Here is a 12,693-nt window from a genome sequence, read left to right on the forward strand (position 1 = left end):
CACGGTGGTGTGAGAGGTCGCTAAATAAACTAATTATTTAGCTCCTACTCGATTGTAAATTTATATTATAAGGTAATAGTTATTTTGTAAGCTTAATTATTATCTCTTTATGTTGTGGGTACTTATTCAAAAGAGTTGTTCTTTCAAATATTTCGAAGTCCTTAAAGTCAAATCCAGGGCATACCATACAGCCAACAAGAGAGTAACCTGTGCTATTCATAGCAGAACCAAAGAGATAATTCTTAGGCACTAGGAATTGAGGAACTTCACCATTTTCTATATTAAGACCTAGTTGATTAGTAGTAAGCTCTCCATTTGGACTTATCATGTATATTGAAAGTGGAGAACCTGCATGATAATACCACATTTCATCTGATTTTAATCTATGAAAACTTGAAATTTCTCCATCTCTTAATAAAAAATAAATAGTAGTCCAAAGTATTCTTTCACCCTCAAATTTTGTTTTTAATTCATTTGAACTAATGTTTTCACATGAATCAAAGCTACTTTTGTAAAAACCACCTTCAGGATGAGGTTGCATATTTAATGTGTCAATAAAGTATTGTGATGAGTACATAATTTATCTCCTTTATAAAATATATTTTCTATGAATTATAAGTATGTAAATATGATATAAAATAGTGTATACATTTTAACATATTATTTTATTTGAATCAATTAACAACTAATAAATCATATAAATATTTATATGAATATTTATATAAATATTCATTCATATTGGGTTTAGTGATATACTAGAAATATTAAATTTGGTTTATTATATTTAAAGAAAACTAGTTTAAACTAGTTTAGTCATAGTAAAGGTGGGGAAATATAAATGAAAGCAATAATGAAAGATATAGCTAAACTAGCGGGGGTATCTCCTGGAACAGTATCCAATGCACTTAATGACAGAAAGGGTGTTGGAAAAGACACTAAATCGAAAATTATTGAAATTGCAGAGGAACTGGGGTATTTTCGTAATTCTAAAAAAAGTGAGGATATGGTAATTAGACTAATTCTATTTAAAAAGAGTGGATATGTTCTTTCGGACACACAGTTTTTCTCAGCGCTTATAGAAGCATGTGAGAATGAATGTAGACAAAGAGGATATGAATTATTAATATCTCAAATAATCCATGGAGAACATGATAAAGAAGATATATTTAAGATGATTAATAAAAATAAAATAGATGGTATATTGCTTTTAGCAACGGAGATGGACGAGGCCGACTTTTTGAATTTTGAAAATATACATATTCCAATTGTCGTTTTAGATAGTTATTTCGAAACAAAAGATTATAATTATGTATTAATGAATAACGTTGGTGGATCTTATGGAGCAGTAAAAAATCTAATTGAAAATGGACATACAAGAATTGGATTTTTAGGAAGCTGTATAAGTACAAATAATTTTAAGTACAGGTTTCGCGGCTTTATAAAAGCCATAAAAGATTATAAATTATGTTTAAGGCAGGAGGATAAAGTCTTTGTAGAACCAACCTTGGATGGTGCATATAGATATATGAAGAGTTATTTAAGTTTGCATAAAAACAATTTACCTACAGCTTTTTTTGCATTAGATGATGTTATAGCATTAGGAGCAATTAAGGCTATGACAGAAGCAAACATTAAAATTCCACAAGAGGTGTCAATAATTGGGTTTGATGATACGCCTTTTAGTTCTTTAAGTAGCCCAAGTATGACAACTGTAAAGGTATATACAGATGTTATGGGAAAATTAGCGGTAAGGAGACTTCTACAAATAATAGATAAGGAAGATGAGATTCAATTAAAAATAGAAATTAATACAAAACTTAAGGTAAGAGATAGTGTTAGAAAAATATAAATGCTAATAAATTTAAAATAATATAAAAATATTTAGTAAAAACTACAAAATATTTATGCAAAATGTATTGCATTATATTTTGCTATATGTTAATCTCTACTTAGAGATAAAAACGTATACATATAAATAGTTATATGAAATTATCATCAATATTTATTGATAAGGAAGGTTATTTAATAGCAATAAAAGATTAATTTATAAAAAATGTTTGGGAGATGTTTATATGTTAAAAGGTATACCAGATTTGATTTCACCAGAACTTTTGAAAATACTTCATGAGATGGGACATGGTGATGACTTAGTAATTGGTGATTCTAATTATCCTGCAGCAAGTAATGCAAAAAGATTAGTGAGATGTGATGGTCATGGGGTTACAAATGTAATCGATTCAATACTTAAGCTTTTTCCTTTAGATATATATACAGAGTGCCCAGTATCATTAATGAAGGTTATTGAAGGAGATACTACTATTCCAGAGATACAAGAAGATATTAAGAAGGTTATATGTAAATATGAAAATAGAGGTAAAAATGCGATTGAATATTTAGAAAGAGAGGCATTTTATAATAGAGCTAAAAATGCATATGCTATTGTTGCTACTACTGAAAGACAACTTTATGGATGCATAATAATTAAAAAAGGTGTTATTAAATAAGAACATAAATAGTAAAATATCCTGCATCAGAATTAGAAAAATTTATAAATATATTTAGGAGGGATGGATATGTATAAAGACAAGCCTTTATTGGTTATGAATAATATATCAAAATCTTTTCCAGGAGTAAAAGCACTTCAAAACATTAATATAAAGGTTAAGTGTGGAGAGGTTTTAGCACTACTTGGTGAGAATGGGGCAGGAAAATCTACGCTAATGAATATATTAAGTGGCGTTTATAGTAAAGATTCTGGCCAGATATTTATTGATGGAACTGAAGTGGATATTCATGGAATAAAACAAGCAGAAAATTTAGGAATTTCAATTATTCACCAAGAGCTTAGTATTCTCCATAATTTATCAGTATCAGATAATATATTTTTAGGAAATGAAAAATTTAATAAAGGCACTCGAAGATTAAATAAAGCCTGGGCTAAGGAACGAAGTATAGCTTTTCTAAAGCAAATAGGTTGTAATTTAGATCCTGATACTTTAGCCAAGGACATAAGCATAGGTGATATGCAAATGATTGAAATTGTAAAATCGCTAACAAAAAATTCAAGTATCATCATTATGGATGAACCAACAACGGCGCTTACTGAAGTTGAGACTAAAAAGTTGTTTGAAGTAATAAAGAAACTAAAAGAGCAGGGAATAGCTATTATATATATATCTCATAGGTTGGATGAAATTTTTAAAATTTGCGATTCAATTACAGTTTTAAGAGATGGTAAGCATGTTGGAGATGTTAAGACTAGCGATGTTACGCAAGATGAACTTATAACAATGATGGTAGGAAGAAAACTTGAAGAACAATTTCCATATAGAGAAGTCCAAAAAACAAAGACGTTATTAAAAGTTGAAGATATTTCATTTGGAAATAGAGTTAAGAAAGTTAGCTTTGAAGTTAAGGGAGGAGAAATTTTAGGATTTGCTGGACTTATGGGTGCAGGTAGGACTGAACTAGCGAAAACTATTATAGGTTATTACAAGAAAGAGGTTGGAGAAATATATGTAGATGGCAAAAAAGTAAATATACATTCTCCCAAAGATGCAATTGACCGTGGAGTCTGTTATGTTTCAGAAGATAGAAAAAAAGAAGGTCTTATTCTAGGATTATCAGTAAGAGAAAATATGACTCTTTCTAATTTAAAAACTTATGAGAATAGATACATGAAAATAAATAGAAAAAGTGAAAAATTAGAAGTTGAAGAGTATATAAAAAAAATATCAATAAAGACACCTAGTCAAGAACAACTAATTAAGTACTTGAGTGGAGGAAATCAGCAAAAGGTAATTTTATCAAAGTGGCTTATGTTATCACCAAAGATTTTGATTATAGATGAACCTACAAAGGGAATAGATGTAGGAGCAAAAAAAGAAATTTATGATGTGCTAAATGAGTTAAAGAGTATGGGCAAAGCTATAATCTTAATTTCTTCAGATATGGCAGAGGTAATTGGAATAAGTGATAGGGTAATAGTAATGCATGAAGGAGAGATAACAGGAAAGTTAAGCAGAGGAGAACTAAGCCAAGAGAACATAATGAAGTATGCTGTAGGTATCTAGTTTTATAATCTGTAATTCTAGTATAAGTTGTAAAGGGGTGTATGAATTACTATGAAAAATAATATAAAAAAAACATCATTAAAAGCTGACTCAAATAATACAAGTGGAAAAAACATAAAAAAGTTACTTATAAAAAATAAATCACTAGTAGCATTATTGATACTTTGTATAATAATATCATTCATATCACCAACATTTTTAACTTTTTCTAATATGACTAATATTCTTACTCAAGTTTCAGTTAATGCAATAATTGCTGTAGGTATGTGTTTTGTAATTTTAACTGGAGGAATAGATTTATCAGTTGGTTCTATTCTTGCAATTTCAGGAGCTGTTGCAGCTTCATTAATTAGTAGTGGTTTAAACATTATTTTAGCTATCGTTATGACACTCGTGATTGGAGCAGTAATCGGATTTATTAACGGAGTAGTAGTAGCAAAAGGCAGAATTCAGGCTTTTATTGCAACACTTGCTACTATGACTATATTCAGAGGAGTAACTTATGTCTTTACTAATGGAAATCCAATATCTGTAGCTAATGATAATTTCTTAAATATTGGTAGCGGAGATTTATTTGGAATACCATTACCAATTATAATAATAGTTATTGTATTTATAGTTGCTTGGTATGTGCTTACTCAAACCAGATATGGAAGATATGTGTATGCAGTTGGTGGAAATGAAGAATCATCTAGACTGTCTGGTATAAATACAGATAAAATTAAATGCTTAGTTTATGTTTTATCAGGTATAGCAGCAGCTTTAGCGGGAATTATAGTAACAAGTAGAATAGGTTCTGCATCCCCAAGTGCTGGATCAGGATTTGAGTTAGATGCTATTGCTGCAGTTGTTCTTGGCGGTACAAGTCTTTCTGGTGGAGAAGGAACAATTGTTGGAACAATAATTGGTGCATTGATAATAGGCGTATTAAGCAATGGATTAAATTTAATGGATGTATCAGCGTTTTATCAATCTATAGCAAAAGGTATAGTAATACTACTTGCAGTTTTAGCAGATAGAAAAACAGCATAAATTATAAAGTTTATTTGATAATAATAAATAAATTTAAAGGGGACTATTAATTATGAAAAGAAATCGTGTAAAAATTTTATCACTTATGGTAACATCAGTACTTGTAATCACTGCTTTATCAGGATGTGGCAGTAAAAAACCTGTGGAAAACAAGAAAATAGGAATGGTAGTATCAACTTTGAACAATCCATACTTTGTAAAAATGAGAGATGAAGCAGTTATAAAGGCTAAAGCACTAGGTTATGATTTATCAGTTGTTGATTCAAATAATGATGCAACTAAAGAAAGGTCTAATGTAGATGACCTTATACAAAAAGGGGTTGCAGCAATAATAATAAACCCTACAGATAGTGATGCAGTTGGAAATGCAGTAAAGGCAGCAAATAGAAGTAAAATACCAGTTATAACTGTAGATAGGAAAGCTAATTCAGGAGTTACAGTTAGTCAAATAACTTCCGATAATATTAAAGGCGGAGAAATGGCAGCAGATTTTATTGCTAAGCAATTAGGTGAAAAAGGGACTATAGTTCAAATTGAAGGAATACCAGGCGCTTCAGCTACTAGAGATAGAGGAAATGGATTTAGAAAGGGAATAGCAAAATATCCTAATATGAAAATTATTGCAAGCCAATCAGCTAATTTTGATAGACAAAAAGCATTGGATGTTATGCAAAATATAATGCAATCAACACCTAAGTTTGATGCTGTATTTACTCAAAATGATGAGATGGTAGTGGGTGCATCTAAAGCATTAAAAGGAAAATTAAAACCTATAATTGTAGGATTTGATGGAAATGCTGATGCAGAGGCTTTAGTTAAGAGTGGAGACATAACAGCTACAGTTGCACAACAACCAGGTGCAATTGCAGACATGGCTATTGTAAATGCTGATAAAATTATTAAAGGTAAAACTGTAGAGAAAGATGTAAAGATACCAGTAAAAATGTTTGTAAAATAATATAAAACAAGCATGAAGATGTATACAAAATTAACTCCTATATTTTTTAAATATAGGAGTTAATTTTAGAAATACAATATTAGGAGACATAAATTTTGAAGAAAGGAAAAATGTATGATAGAATTTTTATATTTTATCATACAAGGTGAAGTGATGAAGAAAAATATTTGTGTTTTAGGAAGTATAAATATAGATTTAACTTTAAGAGTGGATAGAATGGTAAAGCCAGGTGAAACCATTATGTCAAAAGGATACAAAAAAACGTTTGGAGGTAAGGGCGCTAATCAAGCATTAGCGGCAAAACTATTAGGAGCTGATGTTACCTTTATAGGACGGGTTGGAAATGATGAGAATGGTATACAAATAGTAAAGTCACTTGAGAAAAGTGAGATTGATATAAGTAATATAAAGTTTATTGATAATACGTCTACAGGAATGGCTGTTATTACAGTTGATGATTATGGCTCAAATTCTATTATAGTGGTGCCAGGGGCTAATATGGATATTGACAGGAATACAATAACTCAGGCAAGAGAAAGTATAATTAATTCTAAAATGTTAGTATCGCAATTTGAAACACCTCTAGAATCTACAATAGAGGCCTTTAAAATTGCTAAAGAGAATGGTGTAATAACACTATTAAATCCTGCTCCTGCAAAACAAATACCTGATGAGTTATTAAGATTAACGGATATAATAGTTCCAAATGAAACGGAAGCTTTTGAAATCACAAATATTGAGATAGGTGATAATGATAGTATGATAGAGGCTTCCAAAAGGTTTATAAATGGTGGAGTAAAATTTGTAATTATAACTTTAGGGGAAAAAGGGGCAGCGCTAATTTCAGAAAATGAATTTAGCATTGTACCAGCGTATAAGGTGAAATCTATAGATACAACTGCAGCGGGAGACAGTTTTATAGGCGCATTGGCAAGTAGATTACTTAATGAAGAAATATTAGACTTTGAATCAATTGAGAGAGCAATGAAATTTGCTAATAAAGTTTCATCAATGGTTGTTCAAAAGCAAGGAGCTCAGTCATCGTTGCCTAACTTAGAGCAAGTTTTAAAAGATTATAAATAAGTAAGAAAAAAAGTGCCTCAGGGCACTTTTTTTGTTGATTGCAATATGGTGCAAATCTTTAAATTAAAACTATTGACATTAAGATTAAAAGAATGTATATTATAAACAAGTGATTCAATTTAATAAAATTAAATTTAACAAAATTGATATTAAAATATGAGGAAGATTAATTTATTTTTTAGTGTATATGACTTTGCAGCAAAAATATAAACGGACAAGAAAACTAAAAAGGGGTTCTTAAAATGAACATACAAGTTAGGTTTTTATCAAAGTCAGGAAATACAAAAAAAGTTGCAGAGGTTATTTCAAAAGAGTGGCTATATTTAGTACAACAGCAATCACAAAATCCGCTTATGGAGAAATAAAAAAATTGTTAAAAACTAAAGGCACTGCGGTATATGATAATGAATTTCATTGCAAAGGAGAGTTTTCAAAGTTTCATAAAGGCAGACCAAATGCTGAGGATTTGAAACTAGCAAAAGAGTTTGCAAGAGAGAGTATAAAGGAATAATGATACTTTTATCCCAACATAAAGTCAATAGTTTTTGTTTGCTTTTATTTGTTTTATGTTTGTTTAGCTGCAATTGAAGATTATATTAGTAAAAGTACATAACAAAAATTACAGCCTTTGAGATAGATTTTCTCAAAGGCTGTTTCAAATTAAAGATTATTATTTAGTTTCAATACAATCTAGACCTTTATCAATTGAAAGCACATTAAATTCTCCACATATTACCCCTACACCTTTAGCTGTAAAGTTATTATACATTCTGTCAAATAATTCTTTAATCCCACAAATCACTGTACTATTCTTTGTGGGGCAATTAGCAATATTAGCGCTAATTGGACAATTTTACAACCTCTGCATACCGCGCCAAAAATTCAGGGTCAATTGTATAGGTTGGCGCTGCACTTGTTTTGGGTGCTTTTTCTTTCACTTTTATCTTAGCATGTACCTTGGTTATGTAACCAGTACACATTGTAAGGACGAATGCACATTCCATAAAAGATATTAATATTCTTACAAGGAGGATTATATATAAAGATCATTTAAACCTAGAATTCCAGCATTGATTACTGTTGTTGACTTACTTACAAAAAAAACGGTTTTAATTCATGAAATTTGTTAATAATTTATAATACAAAGATTTAGTGTATAATATTATTGTAGACATAATAAAATTATTAAATTAAAAAAAAGAAATGGAGAAGATATATTTGAAAGGTAAATGTTATTATTGTAACGAAAAATTATCAGAAAGAACTGTTAAAAAACATGTTAAAGGGTGTAAAGTTAGAAAAGAAAAGATAGAAGAGTCTATCGCGAGTTCTAAAAAAACTAAGAGTCAATATATTTTATCTGTAATTCCACAATATGGATCAAAAGAATATAGTTTGTATATAGCTATAAATATAGATGTAACTTTAAAGAATCTGGATAGTTTTTTAAGAGATATTTGGTTAGAATGTTGTGGACACTTGAGTAGTTTTATTATTGGCGACGTAAACTATGAATCTTGCGTAGATGAAGAATTTGAAGCTTTTTCTCAAACCGAAACAATGGATTTGAAATTAAGCCAGGTAATTTCTGTAGGTGATAAATTTAAATATGATTATGATTTTGGTTCTACTACTTCATTAAAACTTGAGGTTATAGATGAGTATGTGGTAGGGGAGAATTATAGTCAAATAGAGATATTAACTAGAAATGATGAAATACAAAATTTCTGTTCAAATTGTAATCAAAAAGCAAAGTATTTTGATTATGAAAAAGAAAAGTATTTTTGTGAAGAGTGTATAGATGAAGATGCTAATATGGTAGGAGAATTTGAATATACCAATTCTCCTAGAGATGGAGTTTGCGGGTATGCAGGAGAAAGAGATACGGAAAAGCAGTACTTGCCAGGAAACAAATTTAAGTTTAAGAAAACTGAAATAAAAGGGAGAAAAGATATAGTCCCATTTATAGAGGATGATAAATTGGATATAGATGATTATGAAGGAGACTATGGATCTTTTTTGGATAGTGCAATGAATGACATTAATTCAGAGATTGAAAGTAAAGCAGCTAAATTATTAAATAGATTAAAAAGAGGAAAGTTTACACATGATTTAAAAGAATTATTAGAATGTAATACAAAATCTGAATTGTTAAAAACAACATCTATTCTAAATATTGCCAAGGTTTCTAAGTTTAATAAAGGCCAATTAGTAGAAAGAATTTTAGAGGTGTATGAAGAGAAAATAACAAGGTCACTATATTTAATTGATAATGAAAGATATGAATTTTTAAAAAATATAGCTGAAAATAATGGGCATATATCATTTGAAGATGATAATTTCACATCAAATCCAGAATATTTTTTAGAATGTGGCTTTGTATTTGCAACTATGCAAGAAGATGGTATATATTTGATAATGCCTAATGAAACAATAAATGCTATCAAATCCATAGATAATGAAGAGTACAGAAAAATATTAGCTAAAAATACAGAACTAATAAAGTTGTTTTGGGGAATGATCTATAGCTATGGCGTATTATTTATGAGTGAATTTATAAAAATGCTCAATAATTATGTTGACTATTCTTTAGATGAAATTGATATTTACGCAGTAATCGTAAGCGGTGAAAATTATTATGATGAGTATAAACTACAAGGGGATATTGCTAGTAGTATAATGGTTCCACTAGAAGATATTACTCACATTATTAATACAAGAGACAATATTTCAAGTGATAAGGATTTCTGTATTATAAAAAAGGCTGAGCTACTTGAAGCTGCTAATGTAGAATATTTAATTGATAATAAAATAACCATGAGATTAAAAGAGCATTTAAAGAATAAGTGGAAAGTAGAAGACGCACAGATTGAAATGACTATAATTAATTTGTATAGTGATATTCAGGAAAATGAGAGAGAAGAGGTAATAGAGAATATCATAGATGAATTGGGAGATGTAAGTGAAAATGATCTTCAAAAATTATTAGTAGAAATAAATAGTTTTATAAATAACACGAGACTATGGAGACTAAAAGGATATACTTTAAATGAATTAAATTCAGCAGATAATAATATTTATAGCCCTAAGATAGGAAGAAATGATCTTTGCACATGTGGGAGTGGTAAAAAATATAAAAAATGTTGTGGATCTAAGGTTATTCAGCTATTTTAATTAGCAATACACAACATAAAAACTTTTCTTGTGATTAGCTAATGTAGCTAAAGGATATAGGGACCACAGATAAATATTATCTGTGGTCCCTATTTTTTTTATGCCGAAATCCTATATTATAGAGTTTTTTTAATTGAATTTTAATTTTATAATTATAAAATAGGAAGTGTTAGAATGTAATATTTAGTTTAGATAATGAGAAGTCTATTAACGATAATAAAAAAGTAGACACATGGAAGGAGAGTTTAATGAAAAATAAAATACTTAACATAGTGGCCATTATAATATCTTTAGCAATATTTGTATACTTTTTTATATATAAAAATGGGTTACATCAATTAGTGATTGTACTTAAAGTAATCAACATATGGTGGATAATTGCGGCAATTGCTCTAATGTTTGTTTATTGGGCTCTTGAAGTATTTATTATACATGGACTTTCAAAATTGCTTTTTAAAAAGCAAAAATTACGTGGTTCAATAAAAGCGGCTATGGTTGGTCAGTTTTATGCATCTATAACACCACTACAGACAGGGGCGCAACCTGCTATTTATTATGTTTTAGAGAGTGAAGGTATAGACCCAGCATCAGCCAGTTCAATACTCGTGATGAAGTTTATTATTCACCAAACAACACTTACAATATATTCTTTTATTATAATTATCTTAAAGTATAATTATTTTATATCTAAAATTCCTGGTATTTTTTATTTGTGTCTTGCAGGATTTATATTCAATTTTGGAATTATCTTAACTGCAGTTATGTTTTCAATAAACAAGAAGGTTACTAAGGCATTATTGCTTGGTGGTAGCAAGTTCCTATGTAAAATAAAGCTATTAAAGAATTGGCAAAAATCTGTAGATAAAATTGAAAAAGGGTTGGATGATTTTCATGATAATGCTATATTTATTGCTAAAAATTATAAGACAGTTTTTAGGATTGTAATTATTAATACGGCTCAACTAACAGTCTTTTATGTTATACCATACATCATATTTAGAGCATTTAATTTGGAGTATGCTAGCCTATGGAATATGTTAGCGGCACAAACCTTAGTAATGCTTATAGTATCTATAACTCCACTTCCTGGTGGAGCAGGAGGCGCAGAGGGCGGGTTTGTATTGCTTTTCACAATGTTTTTCAAAGAAAATATATTACCCGGGGTTCTTCTTTGGAGAATAATAACTTTTTACTCGTGTATTCTTGTAGGTGCATTATTTGCAATACGCCTTCCGAAAAATACGACGGCTTATAAACCTTAAAAAATATCTCTAAGATTATTGTAACGTATTTTTTTATTTAAAGTATATTTTCATACATTTATTCTAATCATAATTATGTCATAAAAAAAAATATACATGAAGGATGGCTAAAAAATGAAAAATACAAAAATTTCTTTACTATTAATTAGTGTTAGTATGACTATTTTGGTATTTACTGGCTGTAATATGACAAACTCTACGAAAACGCCAATGAATAATACTAATAAAACTAATCAAACTAACAAATCTATATCAACAGACACAATGAAAACACTTTATTCTAATACTCTTAAAGAACTAGTTACTGCTAATACAATAACCAATACCCAATCAAAAAAAATACTTGCAGAAATAACAAAGAATATGCCACAAGTTTCAGTTACAAATAGCAGTAATGGAAAAATGTCTACGGGTACAACAGGAACACCAGGAGCAACAGGGTCAACGGGAAATACAGAAACAACAGGAACACCAGGAACAAAAGTAACAAAAGAAACAACGGAAACACCAGGAACAACAAATTCAACAAAACAAATTGAGACAACAAATAATACTAATGTAATTAATGGATTAAGTTCATTAGTTAAAAGTAAAGTAATTACCAAGGTGCAGTCTGATACAATATACCAAAAGATTAAAACACAATTGGACAACATACAAAGTAATAAATAAGTAATTTTAAATTATAGTAATAATAAATAAAAATACTGCTTAAGGTGAGGACCTAGGCAGTATTTTTATTTATTATTATCTACCATACTTTTTAAATTAAATTTGAGACATTTTAATTTGTTCTTAATGTTACAAATATATAGTATCATATAAGAGAAAATTTATTGAAGCTTTCAATATAAAAATTGTCACACAATATTAAAGGAAGTGTTTTTTTGAAAAGGATAATTAAAGAAACTATTAGAAATAGCATTATAAATACTGCGGTATTACTTACTTTAATGTTAGGAATTGAGAATATATTGTATGAATACTACTATAGAATTCATATTATTTCGTATATAAGTAAATACTTTTATTTTTTCAGTTCGGAAACATTAGTACCCCTATGTGTTAAGATAGTTGTCGTAGAGAGAAATATAGTATACTATACAGTATA

At 29.0% G+C, this 12,693-nt stretch carries 15 protein-coding genes; 12 read left to right on the top strand and 3 right to left on the bottom strand.

Annotated features, from left to right (window positions below):
- Window positions 1-79: 79 nt before the first annotated feature.
- Window positions 80-577 (bottom strand): cupin domain-containing protein, encoded by a 498-nt coding sequence (locus Q0649_RS08550; protein ID WP_298840242.1) that lies wholly within the window; start codon window positions 575-577, stop codon window positions 80-82.
- Between the two features lie 261 nt (window positions 578-838).
- Here Q0649_RS08550 and Q0649_RS08555 point away from each other — a divergent pair, with 261 nt between their 5' ends.
- From Q0649_RS08555 to Q0649_RS08590, 8 genes are all read left to right on the top strand, one after another.
- A complete protein-coding gene (locus Q0649_RS08555) occupies window positions 839-1,849 on the top strand; it encodes a LacI family DNA-binding transcriptional regulator (RefSeq protein WP_298840244.1) in 1,011 nt (336 codons plus the stop codon).
- A 223-nt stretch (window positions 1,850-2,072) separates the two neighbouring features.
- Complete coding sequence (locus Q0649_RS08560) at window positions 2,073-2,504, top strand: RbsD/FucU family protein (protein ID WP_298840246.1); 432 nt, start codon at window positions 2,073-2,075, stop codon at window positions 2,502-2,504.
- A 69-nt stretch (window positions 2,505-2,573) separates the two neighbouring features.
- Complete coding sequence (locus tag Q0649_RS08565) at window positions 2,574-4,073, top strand: sugar ABC transporter ATP-binding protein (protein ID WP_298840248.1); 1,500 nt, start codon at window positions 2,574-2,576, stop codon at window positions 4,071-4,073.
- 51 nt (window positions 4,074-4,124) lie between these two features.
- Window positions 4,125-5,105: a ribose ABC transporter permease gene (gene rbsC / locus Q0649_RS08570; protein WP_298840251.1), complete on the top strand. Its 981-nt coding sequence runs from the start codon at window positions 4,125-4,127 to the stop codon at window positions 5,103-5,105.
- 52 nt (window positions 5,106-5,157) lie between these two features.
- Window positions 5,158-6,063: a substrate-binding domain-containing protein gene (locus Q0649_RS08575; protein ID WP_298840252.1), complete on the top strand. Its 906-nt coding sequence runs from the start codon at window positions 5,158-5,160 to the stop codon at window positions 6,061-6,063.
- A 153-nt stretch (window positions 6,064-6,216) separates the two neighbouring features.
- Window positions 6,217-7,146, top strand: coding sequence for a ribokinase (gene rbsK / locus Q0649_RS08580; RefSeq protein ID WP_298840253.1), 930 nt, complete (start codon window positions 6,217-6,219; stop codon window positions 7,144-7,146).
- 242 nt (window positions 7,147-7,388) lie between these two features.
- Window positions 7,389-7,511 carry a hypothetical protein gene (locus Q0649_RS08585; protein ID WP_298840254.1) on the top strand — a complete coding sequence of 41 codons (123 nt, stop codon included), beginning with the start codon at window positions 7,389-7,391 and terminating at the stop codon, window positions 7,509-7,511.
- A gap of 5 nt (window positions 7,512-7,516) precedes the next feature.
- Window positions 7,517-7,657, top strand: coding sequence for a hypothetical protein (locus Q0649_RS08590; RefSeq protein ID WP_298840256.1), 141 nt, complete (start codon window positions 7,517-7,519; stop codon window positions 7,655-7,657).
- A 159-nt stretch (window positions 7,658-7,816) separates the two neighbouring features.
- Here Q0649_RS08590 and Q0649_RS08595 read toward each other — a convergent pair whose 3' ends face one another.
- Window positions 7,817-7,948, bottom strand: coding sequence for a hypothetical protein (locus Q0649_RS08595; RefSeq protein ID WP_298840258.1), 132 nt, complete (start codon window positions 7,946-7,948; stop codon window positions 7,817-7,819).
- A gap of 37 nt (window positions 7,949-7,985) precedes the next feature.
- Entirely contained in the window at window positions 7,986-8,150 is a 165-nt protein-coding gene (locus tag Q0649_RS08600) for a hypothetical protein (protein ID WP_298840260.1), read from the bottom strand.
- A 214-nt stretch (window positions 8,151-8,364) separates the two neighbouring features.
- Between Q0649_RS08600 and Q0649_RS08605 the strand changes: the two genes are divergently transcribed.
- From Q0649_RS08605 to Q0649_RS08620, 4 genes are all read left to right on the top strand, one after another.
- Window positions 8,365-10,320, top strand: coding sequence for an SEC-C metal-binding domain-containing protein (locus Q0649_RS08605; RefSeq protein WP_298840263.1), 1,956 nt, complete (start codon window positions 8,365-8,367; stop codon window positions 10,318-10,320).
- Window positions 10,321-10,568: 248 nt separating this feature from the next.
- Entirely contained in the window at window positions 10,569-11,582 is a 1,014-nt protein-coding gene (locus tag Q0649_RS08610) for a lysylphosphatidylglycerol synthase transmembrane domain-containing protein (protein WP_298840265.1), read from the top strand.
- A 114-nt stretch (window positions 11,583-11,696) separates the two neighbouring features.
- Window positions 11,697-12,254, top strand: coding sequence for a hypothetical protein (locus Q0649_RS08615; RefSeq protein ID WP_298840269.1), 558 nt, complete (start codon window positions 11,697-11,699; stop codon window positions 12,252-12,254).
- Window positions 12,255-12,469: 215 nt separating this feature from the next.
- Window positions 12,470-12,693 (top strand): hypothetical protein (locus Q0649_RS08620; RefSeq protein ID WP_298840272.1); only part of this gene is annotated, 224 nt, incomplete at its 3' end.

The sequence above is a fragment of the uncultured Clostridium sp. genome (assembly GCF_937920395.1).
In the GTDB taxonomy this organism is placed as follows: domain Bacteria; phylum Bacillota; class Clostridia; order Clostridiales; family Clostridiaceae; genus Clostridium_AD.